The organism is Sediminibacterium sp. FW305-C-61, assembly GCF_058231065.1.
In genome coordinates, this window is sequence record NZ_JBIQXR010000005.1 from 293,623 (window position 1) to 319,177 (window position 25,555).

The 25,555-nt window shown below is 39.2% G+C and carries 19 protein-coding genes; 8 read left to right on the plus strand and 11 right to left on the minus strand.

Annotation, left to right across the window (positions count from 1 at the left end):
* Positions 1-59 precede the first annotated feature (59 nt).
* Positions 60-989: a hypothetical protein gene (locus ACH30E_RS14360; RefSeq protein ID WP_490825241.1), complete on the plus strand. Its 930-nt coding sequence runs from the start codon at positions 60-62 to the stop codon at positions 987-989.
* On the opposite strand, the gene ACH30E_RS14365 is transcribed toward ACH30E_RS14360, so the two are convergent.
* The 4 genes from ACH30E_RS14365 to ACH30E_RS14380 form a co-directional block, all read right to left on the minus strand.
* Complete coding sequence (locus ACH30E_RS14365) at positions 967-4,326, minus strand: VCBS repeat-containing protein (RefSeq protein WP_490825240.1); 3,360 nt, start codon at positions 4,324-4,326, stop codon at positions 967-969. The genes ACH30E_RS14360 and ACH30E_RS14365 overlap by 23 nt on opposite strands.
* A 4-nt stretch (positions 4,327-4,330) precedes the next feature.
* On the minus strand, positions 4,331-7,675 hold the full coding sequence (locus ACH30E_RS14370; protein ID WP_490839009.1) for a VCBS repeat-containing protein: 3,345 nt from the start codon (positions 7,673-7,675) through the stop codon (positions 4,331-4,333).
* 107 nt (positions 7,676-7,782) lie between these two features.
* Positions 7,783-9,396: a RagB/SusD family nutrient uptake outer membrane protein gene (locus ACH30E_RS14375; RefSeq protein ID WP_490825238.1), complete on the minus strand. Its 1,614-nt coding sequence runs from the start codon at positions 9,394-9,396 to the stop codon at positions 7,783-7,785.
* Between the two features lie 18 nt (positions 9,397-9,414).
* Positions 9,415-12,477 (minus strand): SusC/RagA family TonB-linked outer membrane protein, encoded by a 3,063-nt coding sequence (locus tag ACH30E_RS14380; RefSeq protein ID WP_490825236.1) that lies wholly within the window; start codon positions 12,475-12,477, stop codon positions 9,415-9,417.
* A gap of 298 nt (positions 12,478-12,775) precedes the next feature.
* On the opposite strand from ACH30E_RS14380, the gene ACH30E_RS14385 reads away from it, so the two are divergent.
* Positions 12,776-13,762 carry a LacI family DNA-binding transcriptional regulator gene (locus ACH30E_RS14385; RefSeq protein ID WP_490825234.1) on the plus strand — a complete coding sequence of 329 codons (987 nt, stop codon included), beginning with the start codon at positions 12,776-12,778 and terminating at the stop codon, positions 13,760-13,762.
* An 87-nt stretch (positions 13,763-13,849) separates the two neighbouring features.
* Here the strand turns inward: ACH30E_RS14385 and ACH30E_RS14390 are convergent, their stop codons facing one another.
* Together ACH30E_RS14390 and ACH30E_RS14395 are read right to left on the minus strand one after the other, a co-directional pair.
* Positions 13,850-15,202: a Gfo/Idh/MocA family protein gene (locus ACH30E_RS14390; RefSeq protein ID WP_490825233.1), complete on the minus strand. Its 1,353-nt coding sequence runs from the start codon at positions 15,200-15,202 to the stop codon at positions 13,850-13,852.
* Positions 15,203-15,304: 102 nt separating this feature from the next.
* Positions 15,305-16,660 carry a 3-keto-disaccharide hydrolase gene (locus tag ACH30E_RS14395; RefSeq protein WP_490825232.1) on the minus strand — a complete coding sequence of 452 codons (1,356 nt, stop codon included), beginning with the start codon at positions 16,658-16,660 and terminating at the stop codon, positions 15,305-15,307.
* Between the two features lie 148 nt (positions 16,661-16,808).
* Here ACH30E_RS14395 and ACH30E_RS14400 point away from each other — a divergent pair, with 148 nt between their 5' ends.
* From ACH30E_RS14400 to ACH30E_RS14425, 6 genes are all read left to right on the plus strand, one after another.
* Positions 16,809-17,369, plus strand: coding sequence for a helix-turn-helix domain-containing protein (locus ACH30E_RS14400; protein WP_490825231.1), 561 nt, complete (start codon positions 16,809-16,811; stop codon positions 17,367-17,369).
* Between the two features lie 97 nt (positions 17,370-17,466).
* Positions 17,467-17,820, plus strand: coding sequence for a cupin domain-containing protein (locus ACH30E_RS14405; protein WP_490825230.1), 354 nt, complete (start codon positions 17,467-17,469; stop codon positions 17,818-17,820).
* 94 nt (positions 17,821-17,914) lie between these two features.
* Positions 17,915-18,139 carry a CsbD family protein gene (locus ACH30E_RS14410; protein WP_490825229.1) on the plus strand — a complete coding sequence of 75 codons (225 nt, stop codon included), beginning with the start codon at positions 17,915-17,917 and terminating at the stop codon, positions 18,137-18,139.
* Positions 18,140-18,242: 103 nt separating this feature from the next.
* Positions 18,243-18,398: a lmo0937 family membrane protein gene (locus tag ACH30E_RS14415; RefSeq protein WP_490825228.1), complete on the plus strand. Its 156-nt coding sequence runs from the start codon at positions 18,243-18,245 to the stop codon at positions 18,396-18,398.
* Positions 18,399-18,449: 51 nt separating this feature from the next.
* Positions 18,450-18,938, plus strand: a complete 489-nt coding sequence (locus ACH30E_RS14420; RefSeq protein WP_490825227.1) for a hypothetical protein — start codon at positions 18,450-18,452, stop codon at positions 18,936-18,938.
* A gap of 201 nt (positions 18,939-19,139) precedes the next feature.
* Positions 19,140-20,549, plus strand: coding sequence for an OmpA family protein (locus ACH30E_RS14425; protein ID WP_490825226.1), 1,410 nt, complete (start codon positions 19,140-19,142; stop codon positions 20,547-20,549).
* 162 nt (positions 20,550-20,711) lie between these two features.
* On the opposite strand, the gene ACH30E_RS14430 is transcribed toward ACH30E_RS14425, so the two are convergent.
* The 5 genes from ACH30E_RS14430 to ACH30E_RS14450 all read right to left on the minus strand — a co-directional run bounded on the left by ACH30E_RS14430 (position 20,712) and on the right by ACH30E_RS14450 (position 25,553).
* A complete protein-coding gene (locus tag ACH30E_RS14430) occupies positions 20,712-21,536 on the minus strand; it encodes a DUF4097 family beta strand repeat-containing protein (protein WP_490825224.1) in 825 nt (274 codons plus the stop codon).
* 9 nt (positions 21,537-21,545) lie between these two features.
* A complete protein-coding gene (locus ACH30E_RS14435; protein ID WP_490825223.1) occupies positions 21,546-22,409 on the minus strand; it encodes a DUF4097 family beta strand repeat-containing protein in 864 nt (287 codons plus the stop codon).
* Positions 22,410-22,434: 25 nt separating this feature from the next.
* Entirely contained in the window at positions 22,435-23,244 is an 810-nt protein-coding gene (locus tag ACH30E_RS14440; protein ID WP_490825222.1) for a HEAT repeat domain-containing protein, read from the minus strand.
* The gene (locus tag ACH30E_RS14445; protein WP_490825220.1) at positions 23,241-23,810 is read right to left on the minus strand and encodes an RNA polymerase sigma factor; all 570 of its coding nucleotides are present in this window, start codon (positions 23,808-23,810) and stop codon (positions 23,241-23,243) included. The genes ACH30E_RS14440 and ACH30E_RS14445 overlap by 4 nt, the downstream gene beginning before the upstream one ends.
* 174 nt (positions 23,811-23,984) lie before the next feature.
* On the minus strand, positions 23,985-25,553 hold the full coding sequence (locus ACH30E_RS14450; RefSeq protein ID WP_490825218.1) for a toxin-antitoxin system YwqK family antitoxin: 1,569 nt from the start codon (positions 25,551-25,553) through the stop codon (positions 23,985-23,987).
* Positions 25,554-25,555 lie beyond the last annotated feature (2 nt).

The window sequence follows — 25,555 nt, forward strand, 5'->3', positions numbered from 1 at the left end:
TCATTAGATTTCATTGCCACTTACTATCTTACATTTGAATACTAAACGGCTTTTGACTTATGAAACGATTTTTGCTACTTGTTTTGTCATTTCTGGTAATTATAACTATCGTTGGCTTCTTACTTCCCTCCAATAAAACTTATACCATAAAAATAAACTCCCCCATACCCTTTGATGGCATTTCAAGGGTTATTGTAAATAAAGGAGATTGGAAAAGATGGTGGCCAGGTGAAATAGTTAATGATAGCACTATCACGTACAAAGATGCAAAGTTCAATATCAAAACAATATTGTTAAACGGCTTCGAACTAACAGGTAGTTTAGATAATCGATCCATCAATTTTTCATTTCAGTCTATCGCTACTTATAATGCAGAAACTGCTATTACCATGACTGCTACTGTTTCGCTGTCAAGAAATCCATTTACCAAAGTATTTCAAAATATAGTATCTGGTGGTGCAGTAAAAACCCTGAATGAACTGTTCAACAATATAGGCACTGCCTTATCTGATGTAAAGAAAGTTTACGGGTTCGACATAAAACTGGGGAAAGTACCCAACTCATCTTATGTATCTACCAGTAAGTATTTCGATCACGAGCCTGGCATGGAAGAAGTATATGCCCTGATTAAAGAAGTTGAAGACTATGTAGTTGCGGAAAATGGTAAAATTGTAAATGACCCCATTTTAAATATTTCGAAAGAAAGTGAAAACAAATACATGGCAATGGTGGCCTTGGCAACAGACAGGGATCTGCCAACTAAAGGAAAGTTTCTGTTGAAACAAATGATGCTTGGTAATATTGTTGTTTCCGAGGTTAAAGGGGGCCCTTCAGCTATTCAACAATGCAGGCAAGCCGTTCAGTTCTATGTAAATGATTACAGAAAAGTATCTCCGGCCATTTCCTTTGAGCGATTACTCACCAATAGGTTAACAGAAAAAGACAGCACCAAATGGCTTACTACCATTAATTACCCTGTTTTTCAGTAGACCGGCTTTGCAATACAACTACTGCATCATTATTTCTGGCAAGAATAAAAGCTTTACTCTTTCTAATTAAGATAGGTTGGGCTTTTCGGACCTGGCCAGTAATTAAAGGAGATTTAGCCGTATTGGCTACCAATCCCTTGCCTTTTACGTATTGCAATATCGTACTAAAGTCAGCATCTTGCCGACCAATTTCAACATTGTTCTCGTAATAATTCCCCATCGTTAGCCAGTAAGGGCTACCGTTGTTCTCCATTTTTATAACGGCTCTTAATTGACTGAATTGGGTTTCTTGTGGCAATGCCTGTGCACTAAATTTAAGATCACCTTCATTCAGTAACAATAGGTGTTCAAAACAATTTGTTTCAAGCTGATAGGCTTTCTCGAACTTTTGGGGTGCAAATAATTGTTTCAGTTCGGCTTTGGCGAAATCAGCCGCATATAAATATTTTTTCCTGAGTACAGGTATCGATTTTTCCAGTTGCAACTTGCTAGATAAGGGCATTTCCGTTCCGTTAACGAAATAGGTCATAATCTGTTCTACCCTTCCATTATCATCAAAATCGTTCATGTACATTTTAACAGGGTATTTTTCTGAAGCTGTTATGCGGCTGTTCAAACCAAAATTCCCTGCTATCAGGTCTATATCACCATCCTGGTCTATATCATCGGCATAGATCGATTGCCACCAACCTTTTTTAGTGGTAATCATTTTTCGTTCGAAGCCGTTCTGTCTTTTCAAAAACAGTTCAATTCCTCCCCACTGATAAGCAACGAGTAAATCTTTTTGCTGATCCTTGTCCATATCTATCCATTGCGCGTCTGTAATCAATCCGGGTTGTACAAGTGCCGGTGCAACAGTTGGGGTTATATCTTTAAAATTTCCATAACCATCGTTCAACATTAAATAAGACCTGGGCGTCATTCCGTAAGCCCATGGTACTGATCGGCCGGCAAAAAATAAATCTATGAACCCATCCCCATTAACATCGTCTGCAATTACCTTACTCTGGGTATTCACAATTTCAGTAAATGCGTTTGCTTTTTTCCTCAGGTTTCCCTTACCATCATTCAGGTATAATAATGGTCGGAGGTGTTCATCATTCTCATAATACTCATTACCTCCCGTTGCTATTACCAGATCAATGGCTTTGTCGTTATTTACATCTACCCATATCGCATCCACATCCTCCCACATTGAATCTGCAGCCAAAGCAGGTTGGTTCATTTTAACAAAAGTTCCTGAAGTAGTTTGGGTATATACTGCGTTTTTAAATCCTTTGGATGCTCCGATAAAAACATCATCCAATCCATCTCCATTTATATCAGCAACTGCCAAAGCAGGCCCTTCCGTTGAAACCATATGTGGTATCAATGGCTCTCTGTCGAATTCATTAAAAACATTTTCCTGGTGCTTATAGTTAATTCCCGTTGTACTGGTAATATCTTCAAGCAAACTTTGTTTGGCATCAACAGTCTTAGCAAATCGTTGTGCAAAATCAAATAATGGAAGTCCTTTTTTATAAGAAAGCTTCACCAGGGTTTCATTTGATAGCTGCAGTGGCTGCCAGGTTCTGTCGGGCCAGATTACCAATGCTGAATCAACCTGAATATTTTTTAACCCGGCCTGTAAAGGCAATAACATACTCGATTGAAATCCATGTACCGGGTATTGCTCATAAGTATATAATTGATCTTTTGCATAAAGTAATAATTTGGCCCCCAGTGCATTTACATTATTTGAATCTCCTTTCAGTTCAACCTTTACAAAGTTCTTTTCCTGACCAGTTGTATTTGTTTTGTTTTCATAAACAAGCACCGGATCATTGATATTGTTTACCACCAGGTCAAGGTCTCCATCATTATCCAGATCAGCATAAATAGAGCCATTTGAAAATGTTGGAAGGTTATTTTGAATACTATCCGTTAAATTCTGAAACTTAAGGTTTCCGGTATTTCGGAAAAACTGATTGGGTATTTTTATCTCAGGAAATTTACTAATTAAGGAGAGGTCTTTATCCTGGATGGTATTTTGTTTTAATTTTTGTTGTAAATCATCCCCAGAAACATAATTCACATAATCAATATCGTTCATCCTTTTAGGGATACCGTTTGACACAAACAGGTCCTTCAAACCATCATTGTCAAAATCCATCCATAAAGAGGCCCAGCTCCAGTCGGTGGCATGCACTCCTGCATATTGACCAACCTCACTGAACATGCCATTTTTTCTATTGTATTGCAGGTTATTCCGTGCATATTGATAAGTGTACCCGTATTGCAATTTTTGCTGGAAAATATTGTAATCATCTTCTGCCAGGGAACGCTTTAGCATATAAGGATCATAAGGGAGCATATCCATGGATATTATTTCAGGATATGCATCATTATTTACATCTGCAACATCTACACCCATGCTAAACTGACTGGTATGCATCAGTTGCTTACTGCCCTGTTCAGCGAATGTTCCATTTTGCTGGTTTATATAGAGGTAATCATTCTCATGAAAATCATTGCCTACATAAATGTCGGGCCATCCATCGAGATTAATGTCTGCAACAGTTACGCCCAAACCGTAACCGATTTTACTGCCATTAATACCCGCTTCTTTGGTAACATTCGAAAATCCGATGCTTTTCTTTCCATCCTTTCCTATCTGCTGGTTGTTGCGATAAAGTCTTTGTCCGGCAAGTGAATCATAAGTCTGCACAAAGAGCCCTCTTGGCGCATAATTACCATCATGGTTTACGGAATGATTCAGGAGAAACATATCGAGGTCACCATCAGCATCATAATCTAAAAAAGCAGCTTGTGTGCTGAAACCGGAAAAATCTAATCCATAATCAGCCGCCTGATCAGCGTAAACCGGAACACCATTGGTAATACCCTGACAAACAAGTAACTGATTTTTACCTTTTAAGGTTTTATAATTACCGACATTACAAACATAGATATCGAGTAACCCATCGTTATTAATATCTACAACTGAAACACCGGTGCTCCAGTTGCCATCTGAGGGTATTTTAGCTTCCGCCGTAACATCTTTAAAATTAAGTTTACCTGTATTGAGATAAAGAGCGTTAGGTTGTTGATTAGCAGCAAAAAACAAATCGATTAAACCATCGTTGTTAAAGTCACCAGCACCAACACCTGCCCCATTATAAAAATACATGTAAGAAAACAGGTTGAAAGAAGGCGTAGGTTGTACTTTATTACTGAAGTGTATACCTGTTTGTTCATGGGTTAACGGAACAAACAACGAAGCCGTTTTTTTCTGTGAACATCCAGCCATCAAAATCATCAACAGGCCAATACTATAATTGAGCGTTCTTAATTTCATGCGATTATTTTGCAGGCTTGTTAGGCGGTTGATTTGCTATTGTGTTGATATGATAATACAATGGCGTATCATTATTCCGGATAAACAATAACCCTTTTTTATTTTTCTGGTTCAGTATGGCCATATCTCTTACCTGACCTTGAACGGTTAAACCCGATGCCAGGCAAGACAATGTTTCAAAACTATTTGTACCCTTATTGATCAATACCTGGCCGTAGGAAGCATCGATACTACAGAATTGAGGAAGCAGATCGAAGAAATTTCCGGCTACTACAATATCGTTTTTCCCATCCTGGTTGATATCGGTGATTACCGCAGCTTCTATTGAGGAAAGCTGAGACATATATGGTAATGACTGTAATTTGAATCCACCCTTACCATCGTTGATGGCGATTGAGTTGGCTGCATTATTTACGACCAATGTGGCAGCACCTTTAAGGCCGTCATTGAAAACCTGTTGAATGGTTTTATCAGCATATTCAGCGTGTTTCAGGTTCGTTTTTTTAAGCGATGGAATCTGATCGGTAATTTCCTTTTTCATGAATACCGGCACTTCCTTGCCGTTAAGTGTGTGGCTGAAAATTTTATCTACAGTACCATTCTGATCAAAATCTTTTATCCAAAGTTTTACCGGATTATTCAGATCGGGACGTAAATAAAAATTCTGTCCAAGGTTTCCTAAAACCAGATCGGGGAATCCATCACCATTTAGATCGCCTACTGTAACTGATTGCCACCAGCCCAATGCATCTTCCAATCCGGAATTTTGTGCCTTAAACTGTCCATTGCTGAATGAATATACTTTTGGCGACATCCACTCACCCACGATTAATAATTCCTGTTTTTTATCTGCATTCAAATCAACCCAGGTTGCTCCGGTGATCATTCCTAATGAAGTAAGAAATGGTGCCACTTTTTCTGTTACATCGGCAAACCTTCCGCCGCCTTCATTATGAAACAAGAAACTCCGTGGTGATACGCCGTAGTTTTGTGGTTCGCTCCGGCTTCCGATAAAGATATCCTGCTTTCCATCCTGGTCATAATCTAATGATATAGCTACACCGGTATTGGTATGACTGATAGGGAAGCTTCCAGACTGCAGTGTAAAATTGGCTTTACCATCGTTCAGGTATAATTGGTGTTGGTATTTTTCTGATGATGCCGGCGCAAAATTTCCTCCACCTCCAACAAAAAGATCGAGATCACCATCCCGATCCGCATCAAAGAAAAATGATGCAGTTACATCATTAAAAGTAAACCGCTCGAAATCGGGTGTATTCTTCTTCACAAAACCTTTTGCAGTTTGCAGGTATAGCTGCGAAGCTTGTCCAACAGCACCTCCAATAAAAACATCCTCCAGTCCATCCCCGTTCACATCTGCCACTGCCGTTTTAGGCCCCTGTTTGGATAACATGAAAGGAATATTTCTTTCCTGGTAGAAATCAACATGTTCATCTTCCTTATGTGATTCGAAAGTTGTTTGGACAGGACTCAATAAGGGGCTTTGCGGTTTTTCATAATCGAAAGCATTATTTCTTGCGGTGCTGCTATCGTATTGAATGGTGATGATTTCTTTAACAGCCGGATTTATTACCGTTGTAAGTTTTTTATTTGGCCATAGTACCTGAATAGAATCGGCATGTCTTGCTCCTAATCCAATCGTTTGTTTGTATTCAACAGATGATTGAAAACCTTTGCTGGGTATTAATTCTCTGGTAATTACCTGATCACCTGCGAATACTTTGATGGTACTGCCAACGGCGAAGGGGTTCTGATGCTGAAATTTCAGTTGAACGGCAAGGTATTCATAGGAAGTATCATTTCTGCTATTATTTCGGTAAACCAGGGCATCCTGATTTACATTGTTAATGATCAGATCAAGATCACCATCATTATCGAGGTCGGCATAAGAAGCACCATTGGAGAAAGTAGGCAAATCAAGCCCCCATTTTTTTCCTGCGTCGGTAAAACGGAGATTCCCTTCGTTTTTAAATGCTTTGTTGGGTATAGGTATCGAAGGCATTTTATCGATCACATTATTTACTTCTTCTTTTTTTCCTTTCATCACCATCTGGTTCACTACATCATTAGCGAAGAAGTCTATAAAATCCTGATCGGTTACATCTCTGTATATTCCGTTGCAAACAATGATATCTGAATAGCCATCATTATCAACATCAAACATCAAAGCACCCCAACTCCAGTCGCTTGCGGCAACACCACTGTAAAAACCTGTTTCCATGAATTTACCATCCCCATTATTTACCTGTAAGGCATTTTGGGTAAATTGATTGTAGAATCCCTGGTCTTGTTTTAATTTATACGTATCGTAACCTTCGAAGGAAGTATTTGTTTTAAGGCGATAATCATCGCCGGGTAGCATATCGGTAGTGAAGATGTCTGGTTTACCGTCGTTGTTGATATCCTGTAAATCAGCACCCATTGAAGAGAAGCTGATATGCTGTGTGCGGTTTTCTATTTCATCTTTGAAAGTGCCATTGCGCTGATTGATGTACAGGTAATCTTTTTCAAAGAAATCGTTCGAAACATATACGTCTGGATAACCATCGAGGTTTATATCACCCACTGTAACGCCTAATCCAAAGCTGATGATACTTCCGTAGATGCCAGCTTCTTTTGTTACTTCTTTGTAAACACCATTATCGTTGCGGAATAAATGGTCGCCACCTCCTTTTAGAAATTCAGCATAAGGTGCTTCTGCTTCTGGAATATTACGCATGTTGGCGTAATTGAGGGTATTCACCGGAATAGGACTATTATTCACCAAAAAGCAATCAAGGTCGCCATCAAGGTCGTAGTCGAAAAAGGATGCATGGGTTGAGTAGCCGTCGTTGTCTAAATTGTACTTTGCTGCCTGCTCTGTGAAAGTGAGGTCTTTGTTGTTGATGTATAATTTATTTTTCCGCAGTGCTTTGTTGAGCATATTACCCGCATTGCATACGTAAATATCAAGCCATCCATCTGCATTGATGTCTACAAAAACCACTCCTGTGCTCCATTCATTATTGTAGGTGATGCCTGCTTTTTCAGTAATATCTTCAAATTTTAAATCGCCTTTATTCAGGTATAATTTATTGGTACCCTGGTTAGCGGTAAAAAAAACTTCCGGTAATCCGTCATTATTGAGATCACCTGTAGCTACTCCACCACCATTATAAAAATTGCGGTATTTGAATACGTTGAATGATTCCGACTCTGTGAGTGTATTCCTGAATTGAATATTAGTGTCGGTAGCGAGTGTGAAGATTGTATCTTCTTTGGTTTCTGTGCAGGCTGCAAAGCTGGCTAAACAAGCAATCAACAACCATTTTCTTTTCTGCATCATCATATGCTAAAATAACAAATAATAGTGGCTGAAGGGCGTATATATATGTTATAAAAAAAAGCCGGTCAGAAAAAAATCTGACCGGCTTAAAATTAATGGTCGCACATCTATTAATAACCGAAATTCTGCTTCAGGTTAGGGTTAGAAGCCAATGCGGTAGTAGGTATTGGATATACCACTTTATAAGCATCAGAAGCGTTTGGTCTTTCTTCAACAGGAGCGTTGAAAGCACCGAAACGAATCATATCTGTTCTTCTGTGACCTTCGAGGTATAGTTCACGACCTCTTTCAGCCAGTAAAGCAGATAAGTTAACTGATGCAAGTGCTGAAGCACCTCTCGCAGCACGAATGCCGTTTACGATGGTCAGTGGAGTTTCGCCATTAGCACCTGTTGTACCACCTCTTAATAAAGCTTCTGCTTTCATCAGACGTACATCAGAAAAACGTAAGAAAGGAAACTCATTGGCACTGCTCCATCCACCATCATTGATAGTTGAAGGATCGAGTGGGAATTTATTTACACGGATACCGCTTGCTTCTCCGTTGAAGAAAATAGAAGCGTTACGGGTAAAGACCAATGGATTACCACTTCTATCGTACAGGTTACCAATTGGATTACCAATTGATCCTGGTTCTTTAGGATTGCTTGGGTTAACCGGACCACGTGCCTGACCTACAATGAAACCAGCATTAGAACCAACGAGGTTAGTGTAGCCAGCAAGTGCAGTTGATTTACGAACGTCTACATCTTCAAAGCTATCATAGAACTGAGACAGTGTTACGAAACCGTTCCAGCTTGATGGACGTTGGTTATAGTGCCAGCTCTGGCAAGTCTGCCATACGAGGTTAGCACCATTACCCGCTCTTGCGTCACCACCTGATTTACGTACAAAGATGTTTTCAGATGATTGGGTACCATTATCCCATTTGAAGTTATCCCAGTAGTTAGGATCAATTGAAAAGCTTGCATTTGCTGCAACCAGGTTACAATACTCAATCACTTTATTCATATCAGCAGCCGCAAATGAGTAAGGACCAGCTGGTGATGTAGGAGCTTGTTTGTAAACAGCTTTGTTCAGGTAAGCTTTAGCCAATAAAGCATAAGCTGCTTCTTTTGTAACCTGACCACGAAGCGCTGGTGTAAAAGTTGGTAATGCAGCAACTGAAGCTTCCAGTTCAGTAATAATTGCATCAATCGCTTCTGATCTTGTCATAACATCAGGAATCACATTTGCTGCAGCAGATGCAGGGCGTGTTTGTACCTGACCATAAATATCACAAACCAGTAAGCGGAAGAAAGCACGCAGGAACTGTCCTTCAGCTTTAGTTAAACCTGATGCAGTTTCAGCAACCAGTGTAGTTTGGAACAATGCACCGTTCAAGCCATTCCAGGTATCGTTGATCTGGTTATGATCAGGACCCCAGGTGTGCAGGTGCAGACGACGCCATGTACCGAAGTCATCCCAGTCAGTACCACGTGTTGGGCCCATGATTTCATCGGTAGAGTGTTCCTGTAAACCGAACCAGTTACCCTGGCCACCGGTTAATTGGTTTAATTGTTCGTACACCGCAGCGATAGACGGAGCAGTTGGTGCTCCACCGGCTGTGTTTGGTGCAATCGAGTTTGGAGCTTCCAGCTTTGGGTCAAGCTTGGAGCATGATATGCTAAGTACAGTTACAGCGGTAAGCACCGGTATAAATCTACTTTTGATTATATTTTTCATTACTTCAGTTTTTATTGATTAAAATCCAACATTAAGACCTACTGTGATAACCCTTGGTCTTGGATATTGCGTATAGTCAAATCCACGTGAAGGGATACCATTGATATTCTTATCTACGTTCACCTCAGGATCGATACCAGTGTAACCTGAAATCAATGCAAGGTTCTGACCAGATGCATAGATTGAAAGTGATTTGAAGAGACTGTTTTTCTTCAGGTTAAATGCATAGCTCAGGTTTACGTTAGCAAGACGGATGAAATCTCCTTTCTCCAGGAAGCGTGTTGAAACTGAACCTGGGTTGAATGGATTTTCTGGTCCATTACCGATAGCATTTGTTACGTTACGGCCATTACGTAAGCTTCCTTTCAGGAATAACGCATTAGCAGTATTGTTATACACTTTGAAACCAGTAATTGCATTCAGGAATACACTCAGGTTCCATCTGCCTAAAGAGAAATTGTTGGTTAAACCGGCAAAAAACTTAGGTAATGCACTTCCTACCAGTTGGTTTGAAGCACCTGCACCATAACGGGCATTACCATTACCATCGAAACCGTTAAACACTGGCATTGACCAGGTAAAGATCGGTGAACCGTTGGTCAGCGTTTGTGCGAATGCACCAGTCAGACCTTGTCCACTTACCGCACCTGTATTGATTGGTGTTGGTAAACCTTCGATATTGTTGCTAACGGTTGTCATGTTATAGTTGATATCCCAGCTAAATTTCTTACCCTGGATAGCACGATAGTTAACACTTGCTTCCCAACCTTTGTTGATTACTTTACCATCTAAGTTGATCCACCAGTTGCTGGTTGGAGCAAATCCACCAGGAGTTGGTGCGAAGAACAGCATGTTCTTTCTTTTGTTGTTATAGTAATCCAAGGTTACAGATAATCTTCTGTCTTTTGTAGTGAAGTCTAAACCAATACCAGTAGTAGTTACTTCTTCCCATTTCAGGTTAGGGTTACCCTGCTGAATGAAACGTGTAACAGGACCAGCACCTACATCAAATGTTTGTTGCAGGTTCAGGGCTGCATAAGAACCCAGGTTATCCTGGCTACCTAATGTACCATAGTTAGCTCTGAAGCTCAGATCGCTCAGGAAGCCACCAAATACTTTCTGTGCCCATGATTCTTCCAGTACTCTCCATTTGAAAGCAAACGCTGGGAAAGTTCCATAACGGTTGTTAGAACCGAATTTAGAAGAACCATCTGATCTTACAGTTACAGTAAAGAAGTATTTATCGTTGTAAGTATAGTTTAAACGACCAAATACAGACTGTAATTCGTTCTTATCGAAGTTGGGAACAAAATTCGCATAGTTGTTGAATGCACTATAATCTTTTACAAATACATCTTTAGGACCAACTACCGGTGTTTTTACACCCCAGCCAAAAGAGGCATTGTAACGATTCTGGAAGCTCTGGTATGAATAACCCGCAACAGCATTGAATGCATGCTTGTCGTTGAAAGTTTTATCATAAGTTACATAATGCTCAACCAACTGTGATTTTGTTTCCAGGTTTTGTTTGGTTGTACGACCATTACCCTGTATCTGGTTTCCATAGTCTTTACCAAATACATTGATTGTTCCACCATAAGCACCTGTACCCAGACGTGGATCAGCAAATGAAATTCTTTCAGATTTGGAATTATCCAAACCTAAAACCACTTTATAAGTTAGGTCTTTGGTAATCTGGTAACTAGCAGAGAAGTTACCCAGGAAACGGTTGATGTGATCATTGTCAGTAAAATAAGCCAACATCTGAGTTGGGTTACGCTGATCACCTGTTTGGTAGAAACTACCATCTGGATTGTAAACTGGGTTAGTTGGGTTATACTGAAGTGCAGCACCCAGTAAGCTACCCTGATAACCGGCATTATTAGAAAGCGGCGCGTAAGAGTTTTCTGTTCTTGACATAGTCAGGTTTGCTTCGAGCTTCAGTTTGTCTTTCAACATTTTCTGGCTCAGGTTAGCACGACCAGTCAATCTTTTTAAACCGGTATTTTTTACAATACCTTCCTGATTGTCATAAGAACCACTTAAACGTGCAGTAGTACCACCACTGCTCATAGACCAGCTAAGGTTATGGTTCTGAGAAATAGCAGTTCTAAAAATTTCATCCTGCCAGTCTGTGTTGGCTCCTTTATCAATCAAAGCAACCGCAGCACCAGCAGCAATTGGATCTGCACCACCATCGATATTCGCTTTTTTAGCAGCAAGCAGGAAATCCTGTGGCTTCATCAGGTCATAACGACGTGCAGTTGTAGCGATGGTAGTAGATGCTCCATAAGAGAATACACCACCTTTACCACCTTTACCTTGTTTAGTTGTGATAAGGATTACACCATTTGCACCTCTTGAACCATAGATAGCTGCTGCAGATGCATCTTTCAATACAGTGATGCTTTCGATATCTGTTGGGTTCAGGAAGATAAGTGGGTTTTTAGCAGTTGTACCACCTTCAACACCACTACCGTTTGTACCGAGTGTACCACCCTGAATCAGGGGCACTCCATCAATTACATACAATGGTTCCTGTGCACCACTGATAGAACCGGTACCCCTGATGTTGATAGTCGCTGCAGCACCTGGCTCACCAGTTGATGGTGTTACAAGTACACCGGCAGTACGACCCTGCAACAATTGTTCAGGAGAAGCGATCTGACCTTTGTTAAAGTCTTTTTCAGTTACACGGGAAACAGAACCAGTTACATCTTTCGATTTTCTGGTACCATAACCGATTACCACCACATCGGCCAGCGCATCTGCAGTTGCAGTAAGCGAGGCATTGGCAGTATTCGATGAAGAAATGTTCACATCAACAGAGCTATATCCAGAAAAGGAGATAGTTAATGTTCTTGCTGAAGAAGGAACGGAAATTTTAAAAGTACCATCAGCACCGGTTTGTGCACCAGTGGTGGATCCTTTTACTAAAACAGATGCACCAGCTAATGGTGAACCGTCTTTTGAGTCAGTTACTTTACCAGTAACCGTTTTCGTTTGTGCCTGCGCGAATAGGGTAAATACGCAAGCGAGTAAACCCACAAGCGTGGGCCTGACAAGCTTCGAAAGGTTCATAAATGGCAGTTTATTGGTTATTAAGCGTGTACAAAGTACACATTTTTTTCAGAAACAAAATTTTTTCTTAAAATTTTCTATTTTCTGGGAAAAATGACCTCCGTACCCATTACAAGACTTTAAAGATCGGAGAAAAGATGCTTGAAAAAAATGAAACATGACTGATTTTTACTTCTTAAAAGATAATAAAGTGTTGATTTTTAATTAGTTAAGAATATAAAAAAGTTTTCCGCAATGGTTTGCGGAAATGTTTGCTGTGGAAATTTTATTTACATTACACGGGTAAAAAATAACCGGAATGCAACAAACTACCCTAAAAAAAATCTCAGAAATTCTGGGAATCAGCATTTCAACTGTCTCAAGGGCATTAAAACACCATCCAGATATTTCTATCAAAACAAGACAAAAAGTAATTGAACTGGCAGAAACCCTGGAATACGAACCAAATGCTAGTGCTGTACAATTACGCACTAAAAACAGTAAGCTACTCGGGCTAATGGTACCCACTGTATGCAATTATTTCTATGAAACCTTTATTGCTGCAGTTGAAGAAGACGCCCGTAAACTTGGCTATTCTGTTATGATTCTCCAATCTGGAAACGACCCAGCAATTGAACTCGAAAACCTGAAACTCTTCCGGCAAAACAGGGTATCAGGAGTATTCGCATGCATTAGCGCTCAAACCAAGGACCTGAAAGGATTTGAACGCATGACTGAATTAGATATCCCTGTAGTGTATTTCGACAATATACCAGATACCCCGGGTATTTTCAGCGTTAGTATGGCCGATGAAAAGAGTGCACAACTGGCTTCAAGGTTAATGCTGGATAAAGGATATAAATCTATTCTTGCCATATTGGGCAACCCAGATCTATCTATCACACAAAAAAGAAAAGCAGCTTTACAAAGCTCTTTTAAATCCCATCAGGAAATTGAATTACTAATTGAACATGCCAATAACTCAGCAGACGCCAAAACTATTACTAACGACATGCTCAACAAATACCAGCCAGATATCATTTTCTGTATGAGTGACGAAATATTGATTGGTGTATTGAAAACCATCCAGGAACGAGGATTACGCTACCCGGATAATATCGCCCTGCTCACCATCAGTAATGGAACTATTCCAAAACTCTTCCACCCACAAATAACCTATATTGAAACCAGCGGAGAAAAAATGGGACATCTCAGTTTCTCCCACATGATGACCTGCATCAATGCAACTTCAACCACAAAAGAACTTCTGGTCGATTCGGTGCTAGTGGAAGGGGGGTCTTTGTAAGACTAGCGAATGATACTGATAGCGTCCATAGTCCATAGACCATAGTCCATGGGAGGAAGTTTTCTATGGAAGTCTATGGACTATGGACTAATACTTAAATGTCTTCCCTCCAACTATCACTTCCTGCTTCGCTTCATCAAATGTGGCTTTCATGCCGGAGCGTGAAGCAGCAGTGGTCATGATGTTGGCTATGGAATGATAATAACCTGCTTCTACTGGTGCATTCGGTTGTTGTCTGCTACGCACACATTCCATCCAGTTACGCATATGTGCAGATGTAAGTGCATCACCACCAGTGTTTGCTGATGCAACAACTTTTGGGGCATTGTCTAAGAGACTCATTTCTGGTAATAAGTTGGGTTGCATTTGCATGGCTTCCGCATGATTTCTTCTTAAGCCGCCCTTGGGAGAAATTTTATTGGTATTCAAATTCATTTCTCCTCCGTTAGAATAATAAATCTCCGTAGGGTTCTCATCACCATTGTGCATACGTGAAGTAAATATTACCTGGAAACCATCTTTATCATTTGTTCCATAATCAAATACGGCAGTAGTAGTGTCCCAATTTCTTCTTCCATCATTCCACATATAAATTCCACCATTCGCTACCACACTACGCGGATGCTTTAAACCGGTGAACCAATGTACGGTATCAATCTGATGAGACATCCACTGACCAGGCATGCCTGATGAATAAGGCCAGAACAAACGGTATTCAAGGTATTTGCGCGGATCCCATTGTTCGAATGGTCGGTTCATCAAAAATCTTTTCCAGTCTGTTTCAGATTCTTTCAATTGTGCCACTAATCCGGGCCTGCGCCAGCGACCTGGCTGGTTTACGTTCCAGCTTAGTTCCACCATCGTTATTTTACCAAACTTGCCACTCTTAACAAACTCATCCCCAGCCTTATAATTTGCGCCACTTCGTCTTTGCGATCCTATCTGTACAATTCTATCAGAAGCTTTTACAGCTTTCAACGCAGCCTTATTGTCTTCCATGGTCTCTGCAAATGGTTTCTCCACATAAGCATCACAACCATTTTTCACGGCTTCAATACAATGCAATGCATGTTGAAAATCTGCTGTACTGATAATTACTGCATCCACTGACTTCGATGCATACAGTTCATCATTGTTTCTGAAAGCAGTGATATCATGTCCCATTCTTTCTTTCAGGTATGCCTGACCTTCCTCCCTTCTGATCTTCCATAAATCAGATACACCAACAATATCAAAATTCAATTCTTTAAAATGATTTTGAAAACAGGGTAATAAGGAAAATTTGAATCGTTCAGAAAAGCCCACCACACCTACCCGTACACGATCATTTGCACCAATGATTCTTGCATAACTGGATGCACTCATTCCCATGGATGCTGCATAAACTGCTGCTGACGCTTTCAGCGATTGCTCAATAAATTTTCTTCTGTTTGTTGACATGGTTATTTTTTTAGTTCGTTCTTCCTTCGTCAGAATGACTGTCCGATGACAGAAAGACCGGAGTCATACTGCTTTCATTGTTATGATGAAATAGAAATAAATCTATTTTAATTCCTGAATTTTTATGCTTCTGAACCACACTTCGTTTCCATGATCCTGCAGTAATATTCTGCCTTTGGGCGACATGCCGAAATTTGGCCATTGTGCATATTTGCTTTTGGCCACCAGTGCATAATAGTACTGTGCCCCACGCTGGTACTCCAGCATTTTCCATCCATTGAGGTAATGTGTAACCCATCCATTTGGCTGTACCACAACCATTCCTCTGTTCCACTCACCTATTTTTCTTCTTGCCCTTGGTTCTCTTACAGATGGAATGAGATCATACAATGATGCAAGTGTTCTGTTTTGAATAGAACCCATTTTGGCATCTGGATGTTTCTCATCATCCAGCACCTGGTACTCTAATCCGATAGCAGAACCCATATTCTTCTCACTTTCTGTTACAAAATATTTTACTCCGCTATTGGCTCCATCTGTTAGTTTAAATTCGAATTGCAATATAAATGCCCCATATTCTTTTTCACTAACAATATCTCCGCCATTTACCGACTCTCCTCCTGTTGATGGCATTACCCTGATGGTGCCATCCTTTACCACCCATCCTTTTTGTGGAAATCCAGACTTATATGCTCCTCTCCAGCCTGTTGTACTGGCACCATCGAACAATAAACTAACCCCATTTTTTTTCTCGGCTTCTGATAAATTATTGGGGAGAAAATTAGCCACAAATACATTATCCGCAGGAGTGGGTTTTAGATTACTGGTTTGAATGCGAATATTCTTCCACCGGATCTGCTTTCCCGGCTCATCATTTTTTCCGATTGCATGTACTTGTAATGCAATAAAACCTTCGGTAGTCATATCATCAATAATATGCGCAGTTGCAATTCCATTTACAAATGTTCGAATATCATTACCAATACATTCAATCCTGCATTTATTCCATTGCCCAGTTTTATATGCCGTCTTTGCAGATGGATTATAATCGAGGGTGTACAACCAATCCCTTCTGGCTTCATCATAAATTCCACCTGTCCAGGCACGTGCAGATGGATCTATTTCATACTGGTATCCATGAACACGACCATTTTGGTAATCGGGTTTGCTTTCACTTCTAAACTGTATACCTGAGTTCATGGCATCATCCAGTTTAAATTCGAGTTCCAGAATAAAATCCTGATAAGTTTTTTCCGTAACAAGGAATGAATTGGGTTCACCGGATACGGTATTACCTACAATTTCTCCATTTGAAACACTGTATTTGGCTTTCCCGTTCAATGTTTTCCAACCGCTTAAATCGCGGCCATTGAATAAATTAACCCAGGCATTAGATTTTTGCTGTGCAAGTATCTGTAAACACATCAGTAATACTACCGGCAATAAAGCAAGTTTCATCCTTAAAAATTTTGAAAAAGATACAAAAAAACTTTTTATCACCCTGACAAACTGGTAGTTACGCAACAAACTAAAGTAATTCAAGCCAGACCCGTATTATAGGTTACCTTACATACATCCACACCGGTTAAGTCCGTTATCCAAAAAAATGAAACTCTATATAAAATACATGGTTAGCCTTCGTTGTAAAATGATGGTTAAAGAGGAATTACATGCTTTAGGTATTCGTTATGCATCTTTAGAATTAGGCATGGTTGAACTTTTTGAAGACATATCAGCAGAACAAAGATCAACTTTAAGCACCAATCTGTTGAAATCGGGCCTTGAACTCCTGGAAGATCAGCGAAGTATTCTGATTGAAAGAATTAAAAACATTATTACTGAAATGGTTCATTATTCTGATGAACTACCAGACACAAATTATTCAGTATATATCAGTACAAAAATCGGACAGGATTACACGTACATTTCCAATATTTTCTCTGAAGTAAAAGGCATTACTATCCAGCAATACATTATACTTCACAAAATTGAAAGAGTCAAAGAACTTTTACTCTATGACCAGTTAAGCTTAACAGAAATTTCTTACAAATTACATTACAGCAGTGTTGCACATCTTTCGAACCAGTTTAAGAAAGTAACTGGCCTTTCTCCTTCCTTTTACAAAAAAATGAAACAGAAAAGAATGCAGAATCTGGAAAATCTGTAAAAATTATAACAGTTGGTGTGTATTATGTAAGAAACTATGCTGGAATATAAAGCAACTTTATGCATTCCTATTTATTCATACCTGATAACCTAAAAAAATGACACCTATTCACGATAATATCGAGTTGGAAAAATCCCAGGCACACATCATTGTTCAAATCATTGAATACATACCAAATGCTGTACTGAGTAAAACCATCATCAAAAAAATTACAGGCAATGTTACCATCACCGCCTTTGATGCCGGAGAAGAACTATCGGAGAAACTAATACCATTCGACACTTATGTACAAATCATAGAAGGAAAAGCTGAGTTAATTATTAATCAAACCTTGCATCATTTAAAACCAGGAGATGGGATCATCATACCATCGCATGCCAAACATATATTCAATGCGGTGGAAAAATTCAAAATGTTAAGCACCGTTATCAAAAGTGGGTATGAAGAATAAGCCCACCCTGTAATTTTTGTAACAAAGACGCAAACATCTGTAACAATAAACAGTTGTATTGCACGCACCTTTACAACGAACTAAAAATTACAAAATGACAACAGACAATGTTACTACAGCGCCTACTGCTTTTAAAGTAAAAGGTAATTGGTCAATACTCACCACTAAATTAAAATCACAATATCCCACACTTACAGACGACGATCTGAAATTTGAAACAGGGAAAGAAGCTGAATTGTTGAAAAATGTTGGCAATCGCCTGGGTAAGACCCTGGAAGAAACCACAGCCATTCTTGAAAAAGAAATGAACCAATCTTAATTTCTAACAAAAAAATCTTTTGATTTTTTCTTATACAGTGGGGTTTTGGCTAGCATAGGCTGTAAAAGGCCTATGCTCTTTTTCCTTCTCAAAATATACCATCATGAGTAACTTATTATACATTATTGCGATTGTACTGATTGTCATCTGGGCTACAGGTTATTTCGCATACAATGCCGGGCAAATCATCCATATACTGCTATTCATAGCAATTATAGCCATTATTCTCAGGATAATCAGGGGAAGAAACCCACTCTGAATTTTTTCTGATCCTGAAATAACATCACCAACCATTAAACTAAATTTTGACATGAAGATAAAATATTTAATCAGCTCGCTTATAATCATCATTATAAGCTTTAATACTACAGTTACTGCCCAATCATATAATACAGGATTAGGTATAAGACTGGGCGGTTTAACAAGCGGCATTACCGTAAAACACTTTACTAACAGTCAAACCGCACTGGAAGGTATTCTAAGTGTGGGTAGAAAAAGTTTTATTGTAACCGGATTATTTGAAAAACATAGTCCCACCAGCAAGAACAGTTCCTTAAAATTTTTATACGGATTTGGCGCACACGTTGGATTCTTTAGTGATGGTGGCAGTTACTACTACAACGATAACAGAAGATATACAGCAACAACCGTTTTAGGTATTGATGGTATCGTTGGACTTGATTATAAATTCAATAAAGCACCCATTAATTTAACGATGGATCTTAAACCTTTTGTTGACTTTTTTGGTGGTAACTATATTTATATGGATGGTGGTATCAGCTTGAGATACACATTTTAATACATCCATATAGAAGTATTGATTGATACACGGTTACTCCAATTAGCCCACCTGTTATGCAGGTGGCTTTTATTTTCACCAGACCATGAAATCGGATTTTTGTAATTCATAATCATAAGTGTGTAACAGTAACCTCTCTAATATAATACACCTTTACAAAGCTGATTTTATCAAATAAATGATCCTAATCAGTTTACTGTTATGAAAAAAATAATCATTCAAAGCTTTCTTCTTTTTACTGGATTTTTAACTGTTATATCTGATATACCAGCCCAGGACACCAGCAATAGAATAAGCGCTGTCATCGCTCCCCCATTGTTCTCTGGTAATAAAGGATTTAATACCTGGTCGTTCGGGCTACATGCCGGCGCATTAATACCCAGTTCAGCATTTGGCGGAAGAAACGACTTTTCGAAGTGGAAACCTTCCTTAGGATATGGTGGATATATCAAGGCCCAGGTATCGCATGTGTTTGGAATTCAGGCCGACTTTTTAAGAGGTACCCTAAAAGCCAATAATGACAGGTTATGGGCTGGAGCACCTCCTGTGAGTCCGTATAAATCATTTGAAACTGCTATTCATTGGGCTACCAGTTTAAGTGCGGTTGCTACTTTAGGTAATATAAATTGGTCGCAGTTACACACTGCTATTCAACCTTATATTTCATTGGGAGGGGGCGCCATTAACTATAACCCTACGTTGGTAACTTCAGCAGGGGTTAATGTTGACTTTAAACCTTCCGGCAGCATTACAAGATTTTATGTACCGATTGGTCTTGGCTTTAAAGCCAATATTTCACGTACAGTAAACCTGGATATTGGTTATACAATCGGTTTGGTGGATGGTGATGACTTAGACGGTTATTATAAAGAGCCTTATATCAGTGATCGCTTTTCTTATGGCCATATAGGTCTTGAATTTGCACTTGGAAAAGCAAACAGGGCGCAATTGGCCAGACACAACCCTCCTGCACAACTTGCCAGTAATATGAAATCGGGCGACGATGCACTGGCAGCTGCTTTAGCTGCAAGCGAAGAGAGGTATAACAGCCGCCTTGCTTCATTAAACGGGTTACAGGATGAATTAAACAGGATGAAAACCGATTCAGACGGAGATGGTGTAAGTGATTATTTCGATAAATGTCCTTCAACCCCAAACAATAAAAAAGTAGATGGCGCAGGTTGTCCTTTACCAGAAATATCCATTAAAAAAGACACTGTTTACAAGGTTGAATCTATTACTACAACTTATGTTATTACACCTGAAGACAAGCAAATAGTTTCTGATGCAATTCGCAACCTTGAATTTGATTTCGGCAAATCAACTATCCGTGCCCGTTCTTTTCCTTACCTGAATAAAGTAGCAGCTTTATTAAATGAGAAAAACATTAACCTTACTTTGATCGGACATACAGACAACGTAGGTTCTGATGCGGCAAATATGATACTTTCAAGAAAAAGAGCTGAGTCAGTGAAACAGTACCTTGTAGATCAGGGTGCAAAAAATTCAAAGATAGAAGCGCTTGGACGTGGTGAAACAGAACCAGCTTCCAGTAACAAAACTGCAGATGGCAGACAAAAAAACAGGCGTGTTGAGTTTACCATTTATTAATAATCTATTCCATAAAAAAACCGAATCTGGCATCAGATTCGGTTTTTTTATGGAATGGATTTTAAACAAAACAGCACCAGGAATGATGCCGTTTTGATCAGTTTATCTTCACTGTTTTCCGTTCAGATAGCTGATGCACATGAGAACTTATAGGGGGTAATTTTATTGTTTGGCTTTTCTGATCACCAGGTCACCAGACCAGCTCTTTATCATCATTTCAGCGCCACCGCCATTGATCTTTCCAGAAACCCAACTGTCTTTGCTTATTTTATATACTCCGCCGTTACTTGATTTTACCGGTGCAGCATTTCCTTTCTCTACAGCCACTTCAAAATCGCTGTAAATTTCTCCCTGATCTGTTTTCATTTTCAGGTTTGCCTTGGCTGATGCAGGCAAACTGATATTTACGTCGCCATTAAAAGTAGAGAATGCCATTGGCTTGCCATCTGTAACACCATTGAAACTTACATTGATATCTCCATTAGTCGTAGTGGCTACAGCAGAACCTGTAATTCCGGAAAGTTTGATATCGCCATTGATATTGCTGATTTCCAATTCACCTTTTACATTAGTTACTACTATATCACCCTGATTAATGGTTTTGAGTATCAGGGTTCCATTTTGTGGTACTTTGAGTTCAATATCAACCTTACGGGAGATGCTATTATTATTGATAACGATTTCATTGTTTTTTTCAATGGCTCTTATTTCAAATCCACCCGATCCGCCAATTCTTTTGAGTCCTTCTTTGGTTTTGTCTTTTGCTTTAGATTGTTTTTCCTCGTCTGCATCTGCTATAATCTGAATATTGTCTGCTGTATGGCCCGTTACTTTTATGGAACCGGTAATCAGTTCTACCCTGAGTTTATAAGGCTTACCAGGACTGCTTAACGCTACGGTTAATTGTTCTTTTTCGGTTGACTGTGCGAGGATACTGGTGGTTATACAAATAAGCGCCAGTAAGAAGATATATTTTAGCTGTTTCATATAGTTGTTTTATGATTTTTTGATATAAACGTTTCCGTTCAGGGTTTCGAAATGAAATTGTTTTCCGCCATTGCCAATTTTAATTCCTGCATTTTTAATAATCTTATACACCGTTCCTTTTTCATTGGCCTCGGCATTTTTCACTATTGCATTATTTATAGGCTCAGTATTGTCAAAGTCTGTATAATATTCACCATTCATACTCTTGAAAAACAATTCAGCATCCAGGTTATTTTTATAATAAACTGTTATATCGCCGTTTATGGTATGATAGGTTGAAGCTGCTGGTGGGTTTGCTGCATACCGTACATTCAGTTTGCCATTCACTGTTGTTGCTTTAGTGATGCCTTTAGCATTTTCAATGTCAATTGATCCATTCACATTACTCACATACAGATCCCCAAACACATTGGCTACATTGATATTGCCATTATTTACGGTTGATACCCTTAACCTTATTCCATGTGGTACTTTTACCACCAGTTCAAGATAGTAAGTGTATTTGATACTTTTTCGATCATCGTTTCTGTCCCATCTATTCCGTGGTCTGGAATCGTAAGGCGCTGAAATATACACCAGGATACTGTCTTGCATTTGTTCCATCTCAAACTTAAATTCTTCTTTTCCTTTGTCAACTTCTTCCTGCGATTTAGCTTTTACTTTTTTATCAATTTCAAGCAAAACCTTATCGCCGTCGTAACCTTCTACTTTAATGGAACCAAAAACATTATACACGGCAAGTACAGCTTCATGGTTTTTCGGGTTTACAGTAAATTGTTTTGACACATGCTCTTTAAACTCCTGTGCGGGCAGGTCAGTGCAGGCACATAGGATTAGTGTACCCGCGAGCAGCAGGTGATAGATTTTTTTCATTGTTAAGGGGGTTTAATGAAATGAATTAACTCAGTTGGTGAATGGTTTGTTTAATTTTATCCTTGATTGCATCATTGGTTTCGGGTTTTTTCAGCAATTGTTGCCATGAGCGAACCGATTTTTTTGCCTGCAATTTCAGCATCAGATCTGCCAGTGCAGATTGTATCAATGGAGAATCCTGGTGTGCAATAGATTGAATCAGTCCTTCTCTCACTTTAGGATCAGTAGCCATTTTAGAGAGTGTTTCCAATGCTGTTAGTCGCACATTTATATTCTCGTCATTATTGAGTGTAGTGAGTAATGCATCTTTCACCCTGTTATCTACGGTGTCTATTTCTTCCACATAACTTACGGCCCTTAGCCTTTCTGAAGCAGAAGGATGTTCAAGTAAGCTTAATGCGAGCATTTCCCTCATCTCTTTTACCTGAGAAGATAATTGCTGTACTTCTTCGCCGCTATTACCTTGAGTTTTAAAGAAAAAAGTAGTTGCTACTATACCTATCAGTAACATAGCCAGTCCGTAGCCAAATTTTGGTGTGGTGAGATTGGATATAAGTGTATTCAATCGAACTTTCCAGTCAGTAAATACATTGCTGCGCGATAATTGTTGTTGTTTGTAGTTTTCCAGTTCTGTCATAAAGCGTTGCTTCATACCTGTGGGTGCTTCCGGTTCAGGGAGTGATGCGGTAATATTCCAGAAGCCCATGATTTCATTCAGTTCAGCTTTACAGCTTTCGCAGGAATTTACATGCAGGTTCACCTTTTCTTTTTCTGCCTCACTGAGTTCATTCAGTGCCAGTGACCATAGTTGCTCTTTGTCGTATGCACAGTTCATGATAAAATGGTTTTATGGCTGAGTTTTAAATAATTATCTTTTAGTTGTTTCACCGCTCGGTGTATCCGCACTTTAATGGCACCTTCGGTAAGGTTCATTATCGTTGCGATTTCCTGGTATTTCATTTCCCGATATCTGGAAAGAATTATGAGTTCCCTGTCTGTTTCACTCAACTGGTCTAGTGCCAGTTTTAGCATTTGCTCTTCTTCTTTCCGGTGTATTTTATCATCTGCTTCAGCACTATCTTTTAGTTGATAGGCTACATCATCTGCGTCTACAAAAGCCGATGCTCTTTTGTTCTTCCGGTAATGATCTTTTAGGGCATTACGGGCAATGGTATACATCCATGTTTCAAACTTATACGAACCCGTAAAAGTGGCCCTTGACCGAATCATATTCATAAAAACCGTCTGAACCAGGTCCTCACTTGCATCTTTCAACCCTGTATTATGGTAAAAAAAGCCATAGAGCGAACGATGGTGCCTGTCGAAAAGCAGTCCCATCTGATCCAGGTTCCCTTCTTTTACCCTGAACATAAGTTGATTATCAATAGATTCGTTTGCCAATCGCAGGATAGTTTTACACGGTTTGAGATATAAACTGAGAGAGATAAAGAAAGTTACAAGATAGCGGGATTTTTTTACTGGTTTACCCTTGCTAAATAGCAAAAGACCCTTTTGAGGTCTTTTGCTTTATTAAAATTGATAATAAAAGGTTGAAGCGGGGGGCTTCTTTTTAAATTATAATATCAGGCTTCGTATAATATCATAAAACTGCTCTGTACCTTTTACCACTAATTCATATCTGTCTTTGGTCCATTTAGCATCATTAATCAGTGTATTCAGGTCACTGAATTCAGGATAAGCTATTTGGTTCCCGGATTCATCATAAGACTTAACTTTTTTATCTAACGGGTCATAATACTCTTTTAATTTTCCATTTTCATACCAGACTTTTGAACCAGCTTGTACTTTATTATTGCTGTATTTGATTTCATACCTTTTCTTGCCACTATCATACCAAAGTGTAAAAGTGCCATCCATTACTTTTTTCTTTAGATCCAGCTCATATTCTGCAATCGGAAGACCTGTTTCTCTATAAAATATTGCTTTTATCCTGTCGCCTCCAAGGAGTGTTCTGGAAAGTGTCAATGCACCATTTTCACTATAGTACCTGATATTAGCAGATTTTTTATCACTTGAAATACCAAATACATCTGCAATAGGCTGTCCGTTATCATATAACAAAACCGGAATGGAATCAAAAAACACTTCATCATCTTTCATATTCACTTTCATATATGGGCGTCCTTCCATATTCCAGCCGGTAAACATGCCATTCAATTTGCCTTTTATCCAGGTATTCTCCAGTAGCTTTTTTCCGTCTGCTGAATATCCCCTCCATGTACCTGTTCTTACTCCATCAAGGAACTGGCCTGTCAGATAGGTATGATCCTCATAAACTATTTTGTATGGCCCTGCCAGTTTAGCATCTTTATATTGTAACCATTCAAAAGCTGTACCACTGGAATCATAGTATACCCATTGTCCAGCAAAATTATCATCCTGGTAATAACGTGTTGATTCAAGGGTACCGTCGTTTCTATAAAAACTAAATGCCCCTTCTGACACAAGTGGATTTAACCGACTGTATTGTCCTTTCATTTGGGGTTTTCCATTTTTAAAATAATCAGTAAGCACATAACGTTTGGTTATATTGTTCCAGGTATATTCCCTGAAATAAGTTGCTGTATCGGGGTTACAAGGAATCCATTTAGCATCAAAATTCAGTTTCTCAGGATTAATACGCCCAGTAAATAAGCCATCGGCAACTTCTTTAATTTTGATAGCAGGCAATGGGTCTGCCTCACTATGTGTATATAGAATACGTCCCTTATCATTTACAAAAAACACGATCGGATTATTTCCCAGCCGGATAAATTTACTATAGGTTTCACTCGTGTCTATATAAATGCTGGCAAAAGAAATATCGGATGAGTTGAATGCTGCCAGTTCAGATTTGTCCTTAACCTTTCCGGTGAAAACAATCGAAAAGCTCATGTTAGTCGGGACCGGATTATTGGTAAAATATTTCTCAAGTACATTGGTCTGATTCATGCAACCCTTACAATTCTCGTTGGTAAAGAAAAAGACATTTGTCTTCCCGGGTTTTAATTGTGCATTGAGGGAAACATAACGCAGGTTATTATTCATTACCAATGTGTCTTTTAATGTTTCAATACGTTGTGCCTGCAGCATAGACAGGCTGGTACAACTCATTAAAAGGCAAAACAATTTTTGTTTTAGCATAA

Coding starts and splice junctions, on each gene's coding strand:
- ACH30E_RS14360 (WP_490825241.1), top strand. CDS start 60: ATGAAACGATTTTTGCTACTTGTTTTGTCATTTCTGGTAATTATAACT.
- ACH30E_RS14365 (WP_490825240.1), bottom strand. CDS start 4,326: ATGAAATTAAGAACGCTCAATTATAGTATTGGCCTGTTGATGATTTTG.
- ACH30E_RS14370 (WP_490839009.1), bottom strand. CDS start 7,675: ATGATGATGCAGAAAAGAAAATGGTTGTTGATTGCTTGTTTAGCCAGC.
- ACH30E_RS14375 (WP_490825238.1), bottom strand. CDS start 9,396: ATGAAAAATATAATCAAAAGTAGATTTATACCGGTGCTTACCGCTGTA.
- ACH30E_RS14380 (WP_490825236.1), bottom strand. CDS start 12,477: ATGAACCTTTCGAAGCTTGTCAGGCCCACGCTTGTGGGTTTACTCGCT.
- ACH30E_RS14385 (WP_490825234.1), top strand. CDS start 12,776: ATGCAACAAACTACCCTAAAAAAAATCTCAGAAATTCTGGGAATCAGC.
- ACH30E_RS14390 (WP_490825233.1), bottom strand. CDS start 15,202: ATGTCAACAAACAGAAGAAAATTTATTGAGCAATCGCTGAAAGCGTCA.
- ACH30E_RS14395 (WP_490825232.1), bottom strand. CDS start 16,660: ATGAAACTTGCTTTATTGCCGGTAGTATTACTGATGTGTTTACAGATA.
- ACH30E_RS14400 (WP_490825231.1), top strand. CDS start 16,809: ATGAAACTCTATATAAAATACATGGTTAGCCTTCGTTGTAAAATGATG.
- ACH30E_RS14405 (WP_490825230.1), top strand. CDS start 17,467: ATGACACCTATTCACGATAATATCGAGTTGGAAAAATCCCAGGCACAC.
- ACH30E_RS14410 (WP_490825229.1), top strand. CDS start 17,915: ATGACAACAGACAATGTTACTACAGCGCCTACTGCTTTTAAAGTAAAA.
- ACH30E_RS14415 (WP_490825228.1), top strand. CDS start 18,243: ATGAGTAACTTATTATACATTATTGCGATTGTACTGATTGTCATCTGG.
- ACH30E_RS14420 (WP_490825227.1), top strand. CDS start 18,450: ATGAAGATAAAATATTTAATCAGCTCGCTTATAATCATCATTATAAGC.
- ACH30E_RS14425 (WP_490825226.1), top strand. CDS start 19,140: ATGAAAAAAATAATCATTCAAAGCTTTCTTCTTTTTACTGGATTTTTA.
- ACH30E_RS14430 (WP_490825224.1), bottom strand. CDS start 21,536: ATGAAACAGCTAAAATATATCTTCTTACTGGCGCTTATTTGTATAACC.
- ACH30E_RS14435 (WP_490825223.1), bottom strand. CDS start 22,409: ATGAAAAAAATCTATCACCTGCTGCTCGCGGGTACACTAATCCTATGT.
- ACH30E_RS14440 (WP_490825222.1), bottom strand. CDS start 23,244: ATGAACTGTGCATACGACAAAGAGCAACTATGGTCACTGGCACTGAAT.
- ACH30E_RS14450 (WP_490825218.1), bottom strand. CDS start 25,553: ATGCTAAAACAAAAATTGTTTTGCCTTTTAATGAGTTGTACCAGCCTG.